The sequence below is a fragment of the Algoriphagus chordae genome (genome assembly GCF_003254055.1).
Classification (GTDB): Bacteria; Bacteroidota; Bacteroidia; order Cytophagales; family Cyclobacteriaceae; genus Algoriphagus; species Algoriphagus chordae.
In genome coordinates, this window is the sequence record NZ_QKZT01000003.1 from 261,952 (window position 1) to 278,756 (window position 16,805).

General features: G+C 40.9%; 18 protein-coding genes. 6 read left to right on the plus strand and 12 right to left on the minus strand.

Annotated elements, in window-relative coordinates; all coding sequences use genetic code 11:
• Positions 1 to 204 precede the first annotated feature (204 nt).
• Positions 205 to 603 carry an endonuclease domain-containing protein gene (locus LV85_RS04745; RefSeq protein WP_111317036.1) on the minus strand — a complete coding sequence of 133 codons (399 nt, stop codon included), beginning with the start codon at positions 601 to 603 and terminating at the stop codon, positions 205 to 207.
• Between the two features lie 488 nt (positions 604 to 1,091).
• Between LV85_RS04745 and LV85_RS04750 the strand changes: the two genes are divergently transcribed.
• Entirely contained in the window at positions 1,092 to 1,511 is a 420-nt protein-coding gene (locus tag LV85_RS04750) for a VOC family protein (protein ID WP_111317037.1), read from the plus strand.
• Positions 1,512 to 1,516: 5 nt separating this feature from the next.
• Entirely contained in the window at positions 1,517 to 1,807 is a 291-nt protein-coding gene (locus LV85_RS04755) for a GNAT family N-acetyltransferase (RefSeq protein ID WP_245942151.1), read from the plus strand.
• 139 nt (positions 1,808 to 1,946) lie between these two features.
• Here LV85_RS04755 and LV85_RS04760 read toward each other — a convergent pair whose 3' ends face one another.
• Positions 1,947 to 2,207, minus strand: coding sequence for a hypothetical protein (locus tag LV85_RS04760; protein ID WP_111317038.1), 261 nt, complete (start codon positions 2,205 to 2,207; stop codon positions 1,947 to 1,949).
• Positions 2,208 to 2,403: 196 nt separating this feature from the next.
• Between LV85_RS04760 and LV85_RS04765 the strand changes: the two genes are divergently transcribed.
• The 3 genes from LV85_RS04765 to LV85_RS04775 are packed head-to-tail and all read left to right on the plus strand — an operon-like array spanning position 2,404 to position 6,370.
• On the plus strand, positions 2,404 to 3,681 hold the full coding sequence (locus LV85_RS04765) for a metal-dependent hydrolase family protein (RefSeq protein WP_111317167.1): 1,278 nt from the start codon (positions 2,404 to 2,406) through the stop codon (positions 3,679 to 3,681).
• A gap of 57 nt (positions 3,682 to 3,738) precedes the next feature.
• Positions 3,739 to 5,244 (plus strand): S10 family peptidase, encoded by a 1,506-nt coding sequence (locus tag LV85_RS04770; protein ID WP_111317039.1) that lies wholly within the window; start codon positions 3,739 to 3,741, stop codon positions 5,242 to 5,244.
• A 19-nt stretch (positions 5,245 to 5,263) separates the two neighbouring features.
• Complete coding sequence (locus LV85_RS04775; RefSeq protein WP_111317168.1) at positions 5,264 to 6,370, plus strand: serine hydrolase domain-containing protein; 1,107 nt, start codon at positions 5,264 to 5,266, stop codon at positions 6,368 to 6,370.
• 8 nt (positions 6,371 to 6,378) lie between these two features.
• On the opposite strand, the gene LV85_RS04780 is transcribed toward LV85_RS04775, so the two are convergent.
• The 3 genes from LV85_RS04780 to LV85_RS04790 form a co-directional block, all read right to left on the minus strand.
• Positions 6,379 to 6,771 (minus strand): response regulator, encoded by a 393-nt coding sequence (locus tag LV85_RS04780; protein ID WP_111317040.1) that lies wholly within the window; start codon positions 6,769 to 6,771, stop codon positions 6,379 to 6,381.
• 169 nt (positions 6,772 to 6,940) lie between these two features.
• Positions 6,941 to 8,572 carry a chaperonin GroEL gene (gene groL / locus LV85_RS04785; RefSeq protein WP_111317041.1) on the minus strand — a complete coding sequence of 544 codons (1,632 nt, stop codon included), beginning with the start codon at positions 8,570 to 8,572 and terminating at the stop codon, positions 6,941 to 6,943.
• 38 nt (positions 8,573 to 8,610) lie between these two features.
• Positions 8,611 to 8,889 (minus strand): co-chaperone GroES, encoded by a 279-nt coding sequence (locus tag LV85_RS04790; RefSeq protein WP_111317042.1) that lies wholly within the window; start codon positions 8,887 to 8,889, stop codon positions 8,611 to 8,613.
• Positions 8,890 to 9,103: 214 nt separating this feature from the next.
• Here LV85_RS04790 and LV85_RS04800 point away from each other — a divergent pair, with 214 nt between their 5' ends.
• Positions 9,104 to 9,817 carry a hypothetical protein gene (locus LV85_RS04800; RefSeq protein ID WP_111317044.1) on the plus strand — a complete coding sequence of 238 codons (714 nt, stop codon included), beginning with the start codon at positions 9,104 to 9,106 and terminating at the stop codon, positions 9,815 to 9,817.
• 87 nt (positions 9,818 to 9,904) lie between these two features.
• Here the strand turns inward: LV85_RS04800 and secG are convergent, their stop codons facing one another.
• The 7 genes from secG to LV85_RS04835 all read right to left on the minus strand — a co-directional run bounded on the left by secG (position 9,905) and on the right by LV85_RS04835 (position 16,788).
• Positions 9,905 to 10,270 carry a preprotein translocase subunit SecG gene (gene secG, locus LV85_RS04805; RefSeq protein ID WP_111317045.1) on the minus strand — a complete coding sequence of 122 codons (366 nt, stop codon included), beginning with the start codon at positions 10,268 to 10,270 and terminating at the stop codon, positions 9,905 to 9,907.
• A 12-nt stretch (positions 10,271 to 10,282) separates the two neighbouring features.
• Complete coding sequence (locus LV85_RS04810) at positions 10,283 to 10,987, minus strand: hypothetical protein (protein WP_111317046.1); 705 nt, start codon at positions 10,985 to 10,987, stop codon at positions 10,283 to 10,285.
• Positions 10,988 to 11,020: 33 nt separating this feature from the next.
• Positions 11,021 to 11,560: an LPS assembly lipoprotein LptE gene (gene lptE / locus LV85_RS04815; protein WP_111317047.1), complete on the minus strand. Its 540-nt coding sequence runs from the start codon at positions 11,558 to 11,560 to the stop codon at positions 11,021 to 11,023.
• Positions 11,544 to 12,833, minus strand: a complete 1,290-nt coding sequence (locus LV85_RS04820) for a sigma-54 interaction domain-containing protein (RefSeq protein WP_111317048.1) — start codon at positions 12,831 to 12,833, stop codon at positions 11,544 to 11,546. The genes lptE and LV85_RS04820 overlap by 17 nt, the downstream gene beginning before the upstream one ends.
• Entirely contained in the window at positions 12,833 to 14,308 is a 1,476-nt protein-coding gene (miaB, locus tag LV85_RS04825) for a tRNA (N6-isopentenyl adenosine(37)-C2)-methylthiotransferase MiaB (protein ID WP_111317049.1), read from the minus strand. The genes LV85_RS04820 and miaB overlap by 1 nt, the downstream gene beginning before the upstream one ends.
• A gap of 136 nt (positions 14,309 to 14,444) precedes the next feature.
• The gene (dinB, locus tag LV85_RS04830; RefSeq protein ID WP_111317169.1) at positions 14,445 to 15,530 is read right to left on the minus strand and encodes a DNA polymerase IV; all 1,086 of its coding nucleotides are present in this window, start codon (positions 15,528 to 15,530) and stop codon (positions 14,445 to 14,447) included.
• Between the two features lie 7 nt (positions 15,531 to 15,537).
• Positions 15,538 to 16,788 (minus strand): anthranilate synthase component I family protein, encoded by a 1,251-nt coding sequence (locus tag LV85_RS04835; RefSeq protein WP_111317050.1) that lies wholly within the window; start codon positions 16,786 to 16,788, stop codon positions 15,538 to 15,540.
• Positions 16,789 to 16,805 lie beyond the last annotated feature (17 nt).

Below are 16,805 nucleotides of genomic sequence, written 5' to 3' on the forward strand. Positions count from 1 at the left end.
ATTAGGATCATCGGTGGTGTAATAGATTTCTGTAAATTCTAGTCTAAAATCAAGTAATTGCCTGTAAGTCCTTTGCTAAAATAGTTGAAGTTCAGCTAATGCAATTCCCCCTTTTCAAAGGGTGCAAGGGGGATTTTCAATCTTAAAGCGGGCAACAATTCTTCACCTTTTCAAAGGGGGTATCAATGCAAGTGTGAGTTTAATTTACTTAAAACAACTTCTAGCAATTCCATTTTTGTCTTCCCATTCATCAATGTAAAAGTTCAATTCATTAAGTACGAACTCCATGTTTTTCTTCACATCGATGTCCAGAAATCTAAGGAAGTTTAATCCATTCTTTTCCAGTATTTGCTGACGAACCTCGTCTTCTATCATAGCTTTTTCATCAAAGTGTGAGTCACCATCTATTTCAATTACTAGATTTAATTTATTGCTGTATAGATCAACAATGTAATTGCCTAGAGGTTTTTGTCTATTGAAACCATAACCTCGGAATTGACTCGCTCTTAACTTTTGCCAAAGCAGTATTTCAGAAAGCGTGCTATGAGATCTAAGTTTTCTGGAGAATTCACGTAATGATTTATTGTATGGCAAAAAATACATACAGTTAATTTAAAAAAATATGGAGTTAAATCCCCCTTGCCCCCTTTATAAAGGGGGAGTTGACCCGTTTTCAAAATGTATAAGGAACAGTGGTGGTGTAATAGATTTCTGTAAATTTTAGTCTAAAATCAAGTAATTGCCTGTAAGACCTTTGCGAAAATAGTTGAAGTTCAGCTGATGTGATCCTACCTTTATAAAGGGGGAGTTGATCCGTTTTCAAAATGTATTAGGATCAGTGGTGGTGTAATAGATTTCTGTAAATTCTAGTCTAAAATCAAGTAATTGCCTGTAAGACCTTTGCGAAAATAGTTGAAGTTCAGCTAATGCGATTCCCCCTTTTCAAAGGGGGCAAGGGGGATTTTCTACCTTCTCAGGTAACAATTCTTCACCTTTTCATAATGGGAGGTACCCTTTTTCAAATTAAACTTGGAATAAAAGCGCTCTAATTTTTTCTTACCTTAATACCTCACTAACCCATAGCAAGTCACATGAAAAAGCGCGTTACAGGAATAGGAGGAATATTTTTCAAAGTAGAAGATCCTAGCAAGACCAAAGAGTGGTATCAGAAGCATCTAGGATTAAATACGGATGCCTACGGAGCTACCTTCGAGTGGCGGAATTCCGAAAATTCAAATAAAAAAGGCTTTACCCAATGGTCGCCTATGAAGGACGATACGACCTATTTCAAGCCCTCGGAAAAGGATTTTATGGTGAACTACCGGGTAGAGAATCTGGTGGAATTGCTGCAAGAGCTGAAAGCTGAAGGAGTGACTATTCTAGATGAAATAGATGATACCTCTTACGGAAAGTTTGTGCATATTTTGGATCCAGATGGCCACAGCATAGAACTCTGGGAGCCCGTAGATGAGGCCTATGATAAAATTGTAGATACCAAAACCAAAGGATAAATACCATGGCAGAGATCAAAATCAAGCAGGAATTTGACGGTAAAAGAGGTTCCTTCTACCTTGAAGAAGGTGCCAGGCGATTTGGAGAAATGGTCTATGTAATGGCCGGCCCAAAGAAAATGATCATTGAACATACTGAAGTTGATGAAAGCCTAAAAGGGCAGGGCATCGGTCTTAAGTTGCTAGTTGAATTGGTTGACTATGCGCGAGAGGAAGAGATCAAAGTCATTCCCTTGTGTCCATTTGCTAAAGCTATGTTCAAGAAAAATGAAGAGTTGCAGGATGTGCTTAATTAATGCTTTCTAAAGGAATAATCTTGAGTAATATGTTATTAAACAGGGATTAAATCGAAAATCACATCCTGTTCACTAGGAAGGAAAATAAATAAACCTGTGTTCTTTGCGTTAGCCTCCGCGTCATTGGCGGTTTAAAAAATTAGAAAAACACAGTCCAAATAACCCAGGCCAAGGTTAGTATTACCATGATGGCGAAGAAATACCCACTGCTGGAGGAGGAAGAGTATCTATTAGCTCTGAACTTGATGCTGTCGTCGATGCTTTTGAGATCAGCTTTATCCATATTTTTTTCTCGGGATAGCCCATCAGGACTCGTCAGCTTTGGGCGTATTTTTCCCAAATTCCGATTTTCTTTCGAAGACTTATTTGCTGAAACACTAAAGCCGGCTCCTCCTGTCATACTTTATCAATTAGCCATCAAAATAATGATTTCTAATGAAGTAGAAAAGAATTGACATATATGATCCTAATGGTATCCACGATGCTGAAATTGTTTCGAAGGATAATTTTTTTGTCTGCAGTTGGCGAAAGTGCCTTTTTCATATTTTTTCACTAAACTGCTTCTTATAATAGCCAACCAACCAAACTATATTTTTATGAGAAAGATCATACTAAGCGGAATAGCTTTACTATTTTCTATCTGTGCTTTTGCACAGAAGACCTATATACATGCAGGGAAATTAGTAGATGTCCGAAACCAGAAAGTCCTAATTGAACAGACAATAGTAATTGAAGGCGAGAAAATTGTTTCCGTCAGTGCTGGATACCAAAATCCAGGTTCAGAAGATTCAACAATAGATCTGAAGGGAAGTACAGTGATGCCTGGATTGATGGATATGCATGTTCATATAGAAGGAGAAACAAGCCCTACACGATATATAGACGGTTTCCGAGAAAATGAAGCTGATGTTGCTTTTAAGTCTATTCATTTTGCTGAGAAAACTATCATGGCGGGATTTACGACAGTACGTGATCTGGGTGGTTCTGGAGTCAATATCTCACTTAGGAATGCTATAAACTCTGGAAAAGTTATTGGGCCTCGTATCTATACAGCAGGCAAATCAATAGCTCCTACAGGTGGGCATGCAGATCCTACCAACGGCATGAAAAGAGACTTGATGGGGGATCCAGGACCAGATGATGGAGTAATCAATGGGCCTTATGAAGCTAGAAAGGCTGTTCGCCAACAGGTGAAATACGGTGCAGACTTGATTAAGGTGACAGCAACAGGCGGTGTGCTTTCTGTCGCTAGGGATGGTTCTGCGCCTCAGTTTGCTCAGGATGAATTAGACGCTGTAGTACAGACGGCAAACGATTTTGGTATTATGGTGGCAGCACATGCTCATGGAGATGAGGGGATGCAGCGTGCTATAAATGCAGGTGTTACCTCCATTGAGCATGGCACGATGATGTCTGAGGAGACGATGGATTTGATGATAGAGAAGGGAGGCTGGCTTGTGCCAACGGTGACAGCGGGAATGTCAGCAGCAGCTTACGGTGAAATTCCGGGATACTATCCTCCTGTGGTAGCTGAAAAGGCAAGAAGAATTGGTCCTCAGATTCAGGCGACTTTTGGAAAAGCCTACGAAAAAGGAGTGAAAATAGCATTCGGAACAGATGCAGGAGTTTTTCCTCATGGTGAAAACTACCGTGAGTTTATCTACATGACTGAAGTGGGAATGCCAAATCTAGAGGCTATTAAATCGGCTACTTTAACCAATGCTATTTTCTTGGGGATTGAAGATAAACTGGGGACTTTGGAAGCTGGGAAGTTGGCAGATATCATCGCTGTCTCAGGAAATCCAGAGCAGGATATCACTGTAATGAAGGATGTAGTTTTTGTGATGAAGGAAGGTAAAGTAATCAAACAATAATCAACGTGGCCCCTCAAGTGGCCTTTTTTAGTATAGATAGTTTCAATCCAAGATATTATGAAAGTCAGATTATTAATTCTATTCGTATTTATTTCTTGCCTAGCTCTGGCTCAGGAAAAAACTGAAAAAACTACTGAAGATCCAAAAGCACAGGTTTTTGAGTCCAAGCAATCTGTAGAAATTGATGGGAAAACGATCAATTTGAATGCTAAGGCAGGAACCTTTGAATTGAAGGATGAAAACAATAAGCCTATTGCGCTATTCGGTTTTACCGCTTATTTCAAAGAAAATCCGGAGAAGAATAGACCAATTGTATTTTCTTATAATGGAGGTCCTGGCAGCTCGTCATATTGGTTGCATATGGGGATAATGGGGCCAAAAAGGATGGTTATCGATGATCCGAATTACAATGCAAGTGCACCTTATGAATTGACAAACAATGAATTTTCTATTCTAGATGTAGCTGATGTGGTGATGATGGATCCAGTGGGAACAGGATTGAGTATGCCGATAGGAGAGGCTACTGGCAAGGATTTCTGGGGAGTGGACCAGGATATTCGAAGTGTAAGTTTATTTATTATGCAGTTTTTGAAAGCCCATGACCGCCTTAATTCTCCTAAGTATATTTTGGGGGAAAGTTACGGTACCTTCCGAAATGCAGGAGTGATGAGTTATCTGCTGAATCGCGGCTATGCGCTAAATGGCGTGATCATGGTTTCTTCTGTGTTTGACCTTAGAACCTTGTTTTTTGTTCCAACAGAAGATATTTCATACATCGCTTATTTGCCTACGATGGCTGCTACGGCCTGGTATCATGATAAGCTTACTAATAAAGGTGATGATCTGCCTGCTTTTGTACAGGAAGTTAGGGAGTTTACCGAAAATGAGTATGCCCCAGCTTTATTTAAAGGAAATAAGCTATCTGAAAGTGCTGAGACTGCAATTGCACAAAAACTCCAGACCTATACCGGCATCAGTGCCACTATTTGGAAAAGAGCTGATCTGAAAATGGACGCTGGAGAATTCTTTCAAGAGTTGCTGCGCGATGAAGAAATGACTGTTGGTCGGCTAGATTCTAGATACAAGGGAATTAATCTTGATCCTATGTCTATGAGCTCTTTCACTGATCCGCAGAGCGATGCTATTTCCCCTGCCTATACCATGGGCTTTTTGGACTATTTTCATGGAGATTTGGGTGTAAGCAAAGACCTAAACTATTCTACTTCGGCTTATAGTAAGCAGGGATTTAAATGGGATTGGTCGCATAGAGGAAATCAATATTGGGGAACTGATGGAGCAGTCACCACGCTTCCAGATATGGCAGATGCGATGAGTAAGGATCCGAATGTGAAAGTGTTGGTAATGAACGGATATTATGATTTGGCTACCGTATTCTATGGTGTGGAGCATTCTATTTCCCATCTTGGTCTTCCTAAGTCTGCAAGTGATCGAATCATTATGACTTACTATGAGGCAGGTCATATGATGTACACAGATTTGCCATCAGCCCAACTTTTCCGAGATGATGTGAAGAAGTTCATTGAAGACACTTTAAGGAAATAAGTTGGATCCAAAATTTCTTATGAAACAATTAAAACCTTTTACAAAGCATCTCTTAATGGGATGCTTTGTCCTATTTTTTTATTCCTGTGCCGAAGCGCAGAATCCAAGTTCTACAACTTCAAGTCGCTATTTTCCACCCATAGAATCAAGCATCTGGGATCAGCAATCTGCTTCAGAGCTAGCTTGGGATGCTGCTAAGCTGGATGAATTATTGGCCTGGTTGCAGACGCAGGACACTCGAGCCTTTATCATCCTAAAAGGAGGGAAGATAGTGGTAGAAGAGTACTGGGGAGAAAAGCTCACGGGTGCAGGAAAAATGGATCAAAATTCATATTGGTACTGGGCTTCTGCTGGGAAAACGCTTACTGCGACCTTAGTCGGGATAGCCGAAAATCAAAAATTGCTTAAAACAAAAGATCGTACGCAGAAGTATCTAGGAGAAGGTTGGACCTCTTTAGATGACCAACAGGAACGTGATATTAGATTGATTCATCAGCTTTCAATGACCACAGGTTTGGATGATGGAGTAGCAAATCAGGATGATACTAGTCCGGCATCCCTGTCATTTCTAGCAGAGCCAGGAGAAAGATGGGCATATCATAACGCACCCTACACACTTTTAAATCAGGTAGTTCAAAATGCTTCTGGTCAAAGTTTCCAAGAATACTTTGAGGAGAATTTGGGCTCTAAAATCGGAATGAAGGGCTTTTGGCAGAAAACAGGAATGAACAATGTGTTTTATAGTGATGCTAGATCATTTGCTAGGTTTGGCCTTTTATTGTTGTCCGAAGGCAACTGGGATGGCAACCAAATTTGGTCTGGCGATTATTTTGATGAACTATCTCAGTCCTCTCAAGACCTGAATCGTAGCTATGGATATCTTACCTGGCTCAATGGAAAAAGTTCCTATATGGTGCCTCAGTCTCAGCGAGTATTTCCGGGTTCATTCGTGCCTGATGCTCCAGCCGATATGTATCAAGCCATGGGTAAAAATGGCCAGTTTTTGATGGTTGTGCCGTCGGAAGATTTGGTAATAGTTAGAATGGGAGGCTTAGGGGATAATTCACTGGTCTCGTTTCTATTGATCAAAGATATTTGGGAGCATTTGAAACCAATAATCGAGTAAGAGAATATTTAGTCCTGATTATATTTTTCTAGCTGAATTCTGATCTTATCCAAGGTCAGTGGTTTCTCGATAAATCCTGAAACAATCTCATAGCCTTGAGCTTTGGATCTGTCTTGATAATCAATAGAACTTGAAAGAATGACAATCTTGTCTGACCTCTGAGCGTACATCTCTAAGTATCTGTCCAGAAATTCCCAGCCATTCAAGACAGGCATGTTAATATCTAAAAAAATCAGAAGGCTTTGATTAGGGTCAAGATCAGAGAGCGAGCTTAGGGCTTCTTCAGCTTCCAGAAACTCCACGATATTCTCAGAAATACCAATTTTACCCAACAGTCTTTTATTGATTAGGTTGTTGATGGGGTCATCATCCACTAGAAAAATGGTATCAAAATGGCTCATTAAAATGATTAAATAGCAAAAGAGGGATTTAGTATAGCCAAAATACGACTAATACTATTTCAAGAAAATGAATACCTCCTTTTTTATTTTGAAGCTATTCAGTAATAGCTAGAAAAACAAAAAAGGAGACCCATTGGATCTCCTTTAATGTATTAAGAAAGGGGGATGATTACATCATGCCGCCCATTCCTCCGCCGCCACCCATAGGAGGCATTGAAGGACCTTCTTCTTTCATATCTGCTACAACACACTCAGTAGTCAAAAGAAGTGCTGCGATAGACGCTGCATTCTCAAGAGCTAAACGAGTTACTTTAGTAGGATCGATTACACCAGCCTTGAATAAGTCTTCGTAAACGTCCGTTCTAGCGTTGTAACCATAGTTTCCTTTGTGCTCTCTGATCTTATTGATCACTACAGAAGGCTCACCACCTGCATTAGAAACGATAGTTCTCAATGGAGATTCGATAGCCTGTCTGATGATGTTGATACCAGTATCTTCATCTTCGTTAAGACCTTTAAGGTTGTTAAGTGCTTCAGCAGCTCTTACTAGCGCTACACCACCACCTACAACAACACCTTCTTGAACCGCAGCTCTCGTTGCGTGAAGTGCATCGTCTACACGATCTTTCTTTTCTTTCATTTCTACTTCAGTAGCAGCACCGATATAAAGGATAGCTACACCGCCAGAAAGCTTAGCAAGTCTTTCTTGCAATTTCTCTCTGTCGTAATCAGAAGTAGTTTTGTCAATCTGAGCTTTGATTTCAGCAATTCTACCTTTGATAGCAGTCTTATCACCAGCACCATTTACAAGCGTAGTATTGTCTTTGTCAATATTGATTTTCTCAGCTCTTCCAAGCATATCAATAGTAGCATTTTCCAATTTGAAACCTCTTTCTTCAGAGATTACTGTTCCGCCAGTAAGGATCGCGATGTCTTCCAACATAGCTTTTCTTCTGTCACCGAAACCTGGAGCTTTCACAGCTGCTACTTTCAAAGCACCTCTGATTTTGTTTACTACAAGTGTAGCAAGAGCTTCACCATCTACATCTTCAGAGATGATAACTAGTCCTTTGCCTGACTGAGCTACTGGCTCAAGAACTGGAAGCAATTCTTTCATCGAAGAGATCTTCTTGTCGTAGATCAAGATGTAAGGCTGCTCCAATTCAACTTCCATTTTCTCCGTGTTAGTCACGAAATAAGGAGAAAGGTAACCTCTGTCAAACTGCATACCTTCTACAGTTTTCACATCAGTTTCAGTACCTTTTGCTTCCTCTACAGTGATCACACCGTCTTTACCTACTTTGTCCATTGCGTTAGAAATCATTGTTCCGATTTCCTCGTCATTGTTAGCAGATACAGTCGCTACTTGAGCTATTTCTTTAGAAGTAGAGATTTGCTTAGAATCAGCTTGAAGTTGCTTAACAACAGCAGAAACTGCTTTGTCAATACCTCTTTTAAGATCCATTGGGTTAGCTCCGGCAGCTACGTTTTTGATACCTACACCGAAGATAGATTGAGCAAGTACAGTTGCAGTAGTAGTACCATCACCTGCATTATCTGCAGTTTTGGAAGCTACTTCTTTCACAAGCTGAGCGCCCATGTTTTCGATTGGCTCTTCCAATTCGATCTCTTTAGCTACAGATACACCATCTTTAGTAATGGTAGGAGCTCCGAACTTTTTATCTATAATTACATTACGACCTTTTGGTCCCAAAGTCACTTTTACTGCATCAGCAAGAGCATCTACGCCTTTTTTCAGCTGATCTCTTGCACTTGTATTGAAAAATAATTGCTTAGCCATATTGTTAAATATTTTGGTTAACGATTAGGGTTGATTAATTAAAGGATTGCAAAGATGTCAGACTCTCTCATGATGAGGTAGTCAGATCCTTCTACAGTGAGTTCTGTACCAGAGTATTTCCCGTACAATACAGTGTCTCCAACTTTCACAGTAATAGGCTCATCTTTTTTGCCATTTCCTACTGCCACTACAATACCTTTTTGTGGCTTTTCTTTAGCGGTATCTGGGATGTAAAGACCAGAAGCTGTTTTCTCTTCAGCTGCAGCAGGTTGTACCAAAACTCTGTCTGCAAGAGGTTTGATGTTCACATTTGACATAATATAAATTCGTTTAAAGGTTAGATTAAAATGTAATTGCCTAATAGCACTTCTTGTGCCAAGGAAGGAATAGGGGGAAAGGCTGACAAATCGGCTGTAAATCTTGGGGAAATCAATGCTACCAAGGGATTTTTTTGGCAGAAAGGACTGCCATTTTTGCTCAAGACACTTCATCCTTGTCAGAAATTCGTAATTTATATCAAACCTATAAGCTATGACAACCCTTCCTAAAAATTGGATTACCGAAGGTCTCATTGATTTCGAATATAAAAAGTATCAGTTGCTGGCCTATTTGCAGCAAACGAACAAGCATTTCAATGAGATGAAGCTTTACCCTGTCTTGAGTGATTTGATCGATCATTACAGAGATTTGGAAAAATTGAAGTCTGACAGTGCAGCGCTAAATGGTCAATTCCCCAAAACCTTGGATTCAATTGACTTTCAAAAAGGCAAATTGAATTATCAATCGAAGGTAATACCGAGCGCGGTGATGAAGGAAGTATCCATGATTACCGACTTTGCGCTGCCTAAATTGGTCTCACAAATCGAGGAAGGAAGGACGATTTATGATTTTGTGGAAGATCAATTGGAGTTTGAGCCAGTCGGCATAGTCCCAATCTATAAGCAGGAGGGCTATATCTTGATGTCTAGAGAGAAGACGAAGGAGGTGCATGCATTCCGCTATAAATCCAGTTTGCTGCATTATGCTGGAGAAAACTTTCGAAGTATCAGCATGTGGCTCATAGCTGTTTTTCAGCGTAGCTTAGTCAATACCCTGGAGAAAATTAAAATGGATCTTATCCGAGAGATCAAAGAATTACCCAATCCTGCTACTTGGAGAATTCATAGCCAACAGGAATTCCCTATTGAAGAGACTTTGATCCCAATCAGCAAGCGACTTTTGTTGAAGTCTGTTTCGGTTCAGTAAACTTCCCCCAAGTTACCATTCACTACTATAAACTGAAAAAGTCTGCCCCTTGCGGAGCAGACTTAAAATATCTTGAATCTGTTTTTCTTAGTTTCCTGAAGTAGTATCAGTAGCTGCTGGAGTTTCATCAGTAGCTGCAGGAAGTAAACTTGCATCTTCACCAAAGGTTGGCGCTACTACTTGCTGCTTGGCGCTATCAATGTTTGGAGAAGAGAATTGGTTGGACTGAGCTCCTGAATAGAAAGCAGAAGATGCCAATGAAAGTGCAAGGATAGAGATAGCCAATACCCACGTAGCTTTTTCAAGCACATTTCCGGTACGGGTCACACCCATGATTTGAGAAGCGCTGCCTCCAAATGCTGCACCAGCTCCACCTTTTGAATTCTGGCCTAGGATCACTAAGATTAGCAAAACAGCTAAAATTAGGATAATTGTAATCAATAAAGTAAACATATAATGTGGGTGTTAATCTTTCAGTTTTTCAATCAAGTCCGCAAAGTAAGCCCTTTTATCCGGAAATTTCAATACCAACTTCTCATAAATTTGTTTGGCCAATTGCTTCTTTCCTTGTTTGGCTAGAATCTTAGCATAGGATTCTGATATCAACTTATCATTGATCTGGGTGCTGGCTGCAGCGAGGTTCTCAGTATTTTGATTTGCTTCGATCTCTTTGATCGTTGCCATTTTGATTGATTTCTTGCTAAAAGCCTTGATCAAGTCGATTTGTTCTTTCTTTTTTTCGTCAAGAATCACCTTTTTTTCTTTCCTTTTGATCGTTTCGATCAGGTCATCCTTAGGTGGTTTTCGTCTTCTTGGCGTTGCTTTGACTGGCTCAGATTTAGGTTCTGACTTATCTACTATTGGTGTAGCTGGAGCTTTTTCCTTTGATTCAATTTCAACTTTTGGACTAACTTTATTAGTTGGGGCACTGGTTTCCACCTGCTTTTCTAGCAAAGCTTTTAGCCAAATTCTATCTGGACTGCAGATTGCTGCAGATCCCAGAGATGGGATTTTTTGAGCCCCATTTTTCAGAAATTCAGCACGCGCCGTTAGCACATGTGGGATTTGAAAATATGGGAAATTTTTCTGCACCTTATGAAGCAACAGGAGCTCACTTTGATCTAAGGAGTCTTGCTTTTGGACAAGTTCTAAAAATTGGGCTGCGTTCACGGGAATATTTCTTTAGGCTTTAATATAGGTAAATTACCAATTTGCTACAGTGGCAGTGAAGATATCTTGAATAATATTAGTGAAAATTTCCTCCACCAACTCACTTTCCACATCCAATAAAGTTGTGGTTCTCGGGTCATAATCCTTAAAGAACGAAAAACTCTGCTTTAAATTTTCCTCTTCATTTGTAGTATTGATGTATTCAACTTGTACCACTATAGTCAAGCGCATCGTACCTGCTCTATCAGGAAGATTAGGATCGCCACTTGAAACGGCTGCCTGAGGGGTAACTGTATAGCGGGTGATCGATCCCATAAACTGCAAGTTGCCGTTTGATCGCACCAACTCCAGCTGGGTGTTTCTTTGATAATATTCTTTTAGAGCCTCAGTGAATTTCTGTTCTATATTCGCAGGCCCTCCTCCAGAATCATTGAAGAAATTTTCTACGGTAAATGTCTTTACCAAATTGTAATCGATATTCGTGCCTGTAAAGCTGTATTTGACCGAACAGCTTTGGAGCAGGAAAAAGACCAATCCAAGTGCAATGAATGTAAGTTTATTGGTCGATCTCATATTGCTTTATCTTTCTGTAAAGTGTGCGTTCTGAGATCCCTAGATCACTAGCTGCATATTTTCTTTTATTGTTGTGCTTGCGCAAAGCTCTGAGAATCATCTCTTTTTCTTTCTTTTCCAAAGAAAGCGAGTTGTCATCTTCCTCATGAATAATGTCCTCAATGGCATCATCCTCATAATCATCCTCGTTTGAAGAGTTTGATTTTTTGGAATCGATCACTAAGGGAACGTAGTTAGATCCAGAATCTGTACTTTCTTTGGAAGAAAATCCGCCATCCATATCTTCGAAAAGTCCCTGATGTTTTTGAATGATGTTTTGACTTAGCCCACCGTTATGATAGGTTTCCAGTACGAGTTTTTTCAAATCATTCATATCCTTTTTCATGTCAAACAGCACCTTGTACAACAAATCTCTTTCGGAGAAATCTGATGAGTCACTGCCCTTAGACATGCTAGGAAGTGTCATCGGCAAGCGGGAATTATCGGCAGGCAGGTATTTAGCCATGGTCGCAGCATCTACTTCTCGCTCACTTTCCAACAGGGAAATTTGCTCCGCAATATTTTTCAGCTGACGAATATTTCCAGGAAAGGAATAACGCATCAAAGCTGCCTGTGCCTCTGCATCTAAGGTGATTGGGCGTACATGGTATTTTTCAGAAAAGTCAGAGGTGAATTTTCTAAAGAGCAAGACCATATCTTCTCCACGCTCTCTCAGTGGAGGCACAAAAATCGGAACAGTATTGAGTCTATAATATAGGTCTTCTCGGAATTTGCCTTTTTCTACCGCTTTGAGCAGTTTGACATTGGTAGCGGTGATTACTCGGACATTCGTTTTGAGTACTTTGGACGAACCTACTTTTATAAATTCTCCGTTTTCTAGAACTCTCAATAGTCGAGATTGTGTGCCCAGAGGCAATTCACCTATTTCATCCAAGAAAATCGACCCGCCGTCGGTGACCTCGAAATAGCCCTTTCGAGCTTCGTGTGCTCCTGTAAAAGAGCCTTTCTCATGACCAAAAAGTTCGGAATCAATGGTTCCTTCGGGAATAGCTCCACAGTTGATCGCGATGAATTTGCCGTGCTTACGAAGGCTGAGTGAATGTATGATCTTCGAGAAACTTTCCTTACCACTGCCACTTTCGCCGGTGATCAGCACAGTCATATCAGTTGGTGCTGCTTGCATAGCAACCTGAATGGCGTGATTCAATAAAGGGCTATTGCCTATGATGCCGAAGCGCTGTTTGACGCTTTGTACTTCCGGATTTGTAATCATTAATGTGTCGGGTTTATTTCTATCACCTCACCAAAAAGCGTTGCAGGGGTGCAATCGGTGATTTTCACCTTTAAGTAATCACCTTTGGAGAAGTCTCCAGCAGGCACGATCACTACTTTATTGGCAGAGTTTCTTCCTTTGAAGTCATCCGCTGATTTCTTGGATGCACCTTCGACTAGCATGATCTGCTCTTTTCCGATGTCCAGTTTATTTCTCTCTAGAGAAAGTGCACTTTGCTTTTTGATGACTTCAGAAAGTCTTCGTTTTTTGACTTCCATAGGAATATCATCTGGGTATTTCTTGGCTGCCAAAGTCCCTGGTCTTTCAGAGTAGAAGAACATGTAAGAAAAATCAAACTTAACAATGTCCATCAACGAAAGTGTGTCCTGATGCTCTTCTTCTGTTTCGCTGCAGAATCCAGTGATTGTGTCCGAAGAGATGCCACATTCTTCCCCTAGAATCTCTCTGATTTTGGAAACACGTTCCAAGTACCATTCGCGATCATAAGTTCTATTCATCATCTCCAGTACGCGGGAATTCCCACTTTGTGCTGGTAAATGGATGTAATTGCAAATGTTGTCGTACTTCTTTATTGTGTACAAAACATCGTCTGTGATGTCCTTAGGATGGGAAGTAGAGAATCGCACACGAAGAGCTGGATCTACTAAGGCAACCATCTCCAATAAATTGGCAAAATTGACAATGCTAGTTACTTCCTCCTCTTTTTTGTTCAGTCTTGCTTTGTTATTCTCTTCTGCAGACCACTTGTAACTATCTACATTTTGACCGAGTAGGGTCACTTCCTTGAATCCTTTGGAAAAAAGATCTTTTGCTTCCTCGACGATGGAATAAGGATCGCGGCTTCTCTCGCGCCCACGAGTGAATGGTACCACGCAGAAAGAGCACATATTGTCGCAACCACGCATGATGGAAATGAAGGCCGATACACCATTGGAATTCAGGCGAACAGGGGAGATGTCTGCGTAAGTTTCCTCACGAGAAAGGAAGGTGTTTACCCCTTTCTGTCCATCTTCTGCATTGGAAATTAGATTGGGCAGATCCCGGTATGCGTCAGGGCCTACCACGATATCCACGATTTTCTCCTCTTCGAGAAGCTTCTCCTTAAGTCGCTCAGCCATGCATCCCAAAACTCCGATAGTCATTCCAGGCTTACTTCTTTTGGCTCTTTGAAAATCAGTGAGTCGCTTTCGTACGGTTTGCTCTGCCTTCTCGCGGATAGAGCAGGTGTTGAGGAAAATCACATCTGCTTGATAAAAATCAGCGGTTGTATCAAAACCACCTTCTTTCATTATGGATGCTACAATCTCTGAATCTGCGAAATTCATGGCGCAACCGTAGCTCTCAATATAGAGTTTTCGAGTTTTGCCGGTATTTTCATCTGCTGTGGTTTTGAAGTCGCAAGCTTGCGCTTCATCCGCTGAGATGATGTCTATGTCTGCAATCAAATTATTCATGTACTTCTTCTTTCCTTCTTTCGGTTGGCGAAATTACGAAAATGCGGACAAAATGGCAGAATGTCTGATCCTTTTATTTTGTTAATATCCCTAATGCTTCTTGCTAGGGTAATGACTGCAGTTTAATTGCCACCAATCAAGCTTCAAAAGGAATCCTCAGCTGCTCTCCAAAATGCTGTTGTTCTTCGATAATGTTGAGATTGGAGATGCCAAGCCCTAGTAAGCGAATAGATTTTTCAAAGGGTTCTTGAGCTAGAAGTTCTTGAGCGGTCGCCCAAATCAGTTCATCGTCAGGATACTGCTCCTGAGTTTTGCTGCGAGTCTGCTGTGTGAAATCAGAGAATTTGATTTTCAAGGTGATTGTCCGGCCTTTTATCCCAGATTTCTTGATTCGCTTGATTAACTCATCACAAATAGGTTTTAGGGCAAAAAGTAAATCTTCCCTCGCCATAATATCTTTTTCAAAAGTATTCTCAGCACTCAGAGATTTCCGTATACGATGTGGTTGCACCTCCGAGAGGTGTATGCCTCGTACGATGTTGAAGTAGTGAATGCCTGATTTCCCAAACTTCTTAGTGAGGTATTGTAGCGAAAATTGCTTGAGGTCTTTGCCACAGTGTATTCCCAGTCCACTCATTTTCTCAGCAGTTACTTTCCCGATTCCAAAGAATTTCTTGATGGGGAGTTTTTCTAAAAAAGCTTCTGCTTCCTCTGGAAGAATCACCGCCTGCCCATTGGGCTTGTTTAGATCAGAGGCGATTTTAGCTAGAAATTTATTGTATGAAACTCCCGCAGAAGCATTCAGTCCTGTACGCTCTTTGATCTTTTCACGGATCTGCATGGCTATCAAAATGGCTGATTTTAAACCCATTTTGTTTTCTGTCACATCCATAAATGCCTCGTCAAGCGAAAGAGGCTCTACCAGATCTGTGTATTCATAGAAAACTTCTCGGATCTGACTGGAAATCTCCTTGTAGCGATCAAATCTCGCAGGAGCAAAAATAAGTTGGGGACATTTCCGTGCAGCCAATACAGAAGGCATAGCGGAATAGACGCCGAATTTTCTAGCTTCATAACTAGCCGCCGCGATCACCCCTCTAGCAGCATTTCCTCCCACCACCAGTGGTTTCCCTCTCCATTCAGGATGATCAAGCTGCTCCACGGATGCGTAAAATGCGTCCATGTCCACATGGATGATTTTCCGGATTGGAGGGGCTGTTATATCGCTTTCATTTTCCACTGAGCACTTCTAAAATTGCCTGGGCTTTGAGGCCACATTCCTCATATTCTTGTGCAGCATCGGCATCGTATGTGATGGCACTACCAACTCCAAAGTAAAGTCTTTTCACATCGAGATCAGCAATGATACTGCGAATGATAACTGAGAAATCAAAATCTCCATTTTCTTCGATGATCCCAAATGCACCAGAAAACCAGCCTCTTTTGAAACTTTCCAGTTCCTCTATTATTTCCATCGTTCGGATCTTAGGAGCTCCGGTCATACTTCCCATAGGAAATGAAGCTTGGATGATTTCGGCAAAGGAAACATCTTTCTTCAACTTGGAAACTACTGTGCTGATCATTTGAAATACTCTAGGATAGGGGTATATCCCAAATAACTCTTGGACTTGCACCGAACCAATCATTGATACCTTCGAGAGGTCATTTCTCATCAGGTCGGTGATCATCAGATTTTCGGCTTGTTCTTTTTCGCTGCTGGCCAAGGTCTCTCGGTTATCAGCATCCTCCGTGATGGATTTCCCACGCTTGATCGTTCCCTTGATAGGCTGCGCGATTATTTTACTTCCTTTTCTTTTCAAATAGCGCTCAGGAGAAGTTGAAACAAGCCAAACTGACTTTGCCTTGAAAAGTGCAGAGAAGGGCATAGGGGAAAGTCTGTTCAGTTTGAAGTAGGCTGCAATAGGATCCCAAGATTCAAATTCACCGGAGTAGGCCTGACAAAAATTGCTCTCGTAAGTGTTGCCCTCGATGATGTGGTTCTGGATGGTATGTACAGTTTGCAGGTAGCTCTCCTTTGAGATTTGAGGACTGACTGTACAAGCCGTATTTGTAGAGATAGGAAGCTCTATGCTGGCTACTTCATCCCAGAAATCATTAGATAATTCAGTTTCAGAATAAATGCTATTCGCATCAAATGTTAATGAAAAGGAAGGCTGGAAAAAGCAAAGTTCTGGAAGTTCGAAAAAAGTAGAGTTTTCACTTTTAAGTTTTTCTAGCCGGTTTTTGAAGTCATATCCAATGATACCGACCTTTTTGAAACTGCTGTATTCACACCAGATTTCTTCCTCAGTCAATTCCTTGTTTCCGGCATAAAAAGCCGTGGCGATTGGCGCTTCTGGATATTGGTAATCGTTTCCATTGCTATAGGCAAAAAAGTCATAATGTAGGTCAGCCCATCTGCAAAGTTTTTCCACCCAATTGGGATCTTTGATAGGATAGACGTAGGAGCTGTTTTGCATTGGTATCACAAAAAAAG

Coding starts and splice junctions, on each gene's coding strand:
- LV85_RS04750 (WP_111317037.1), top strand. CDS start 1,092: ATGAAAAAGCGCGTTACAGGAATAGGAGGAATATTTTTCAAAGTAGAA.
- lptE (WP_111317047.1), bottom strand. CDS start 11,560: ATGAGATCGACCAATAAACTTACATTCATTGCACTTGGATTGGTCTTT.
- miaB (WP_111317049.1), bottom strand. CDS start 14,308: ATGAATAATTTGATTGCAGACATAGACATCATCTCAGCGGATGAAGCG.
- LV85_RS04780 (WP_111317040.1), bottom strand. CDS start 6,771: ATGAGCCATTTTGATACCATTTTTCTAGTGGATGATGACCCCATCAAC.
- LV85_RS04790 (WP_111317042.1), bottom strand. CDS start 8,889: ATGTCAAATGTGAACATCAAACCTCTTGCAGACAGAGTTTTGGTACAA.
- LV85_RS04760 (WP_111317038.1), bottom strand. CDS start 2,207: ATGACAGGAGGAGCCGGCTTTAGTGTTTCAGCAAATAAGTCTTCGAAA.
- LV85_RS04835 (WP_111317050.1), bottom strand. CDS start 16,788: ATGCAAAACAGCTCCTACGTCTATCCTATCAAAGATCCCAATTGGGTG.
- LV85_RS04820 (WP_111317048.1), bottom strand. CDS start 12,833: ATGATTACAAATCCGGAAGTACAAAGCGTCAAACAGCGCTTCGGCATC.
- LV85_RS04800 (WP_111317044.1), top strand. CDS start 9,104: ATGACAACCCTTCCTAAAAATTGGATTACCGAAGGTCTCATTGATTTC.
- LV85_RS04765 (WP_111317167.1), top strand. CDS start 2,404: ATGAGAAAGATCATACTAAGCGGAATAGCTTTACTATTTTCTATCTGT.
- LV85_RS04770 (WP_111317039.1), top strand. CDS start 3,739: ATGAAAGTCAGATTATTAATTCTATTCGTATTTATTTCTTGCCTAGCT.
- LV85_RS04755 (WP_245942151.1), top strand. CDS start 1,517: ATGGCAGAGATCAAAATCAAGCAGGAATTTGACGGTAAAAGAGGTTCC.
- LV85_RS04775 (WP_111317168.1), top strand. CDS start 5,264: ATGAAACAATTAAAACCTTTTACAAAGCATCTCTTAATGGGATGCTTT.
- groL (WP_111317041.1), bottom strand. CDS start 8,572: ATGGCTAAGCAATTATTTTTCAATACAAGTGCAAGAGATCAGCTGAAA.
- LV85_RS04745 (WP_111317036.1), bottom strand. CDS start 603: ATGTATTTTTTGCCATACAATAAATCATTACGTGAATTCTCCAGAAAA.
- secG (WP_111317045.1), bottom strand. CDS start 10,270: ATGTTTACTTTATTGATTACAATTATCCTAATTTTAGCTGTTTTGCTA.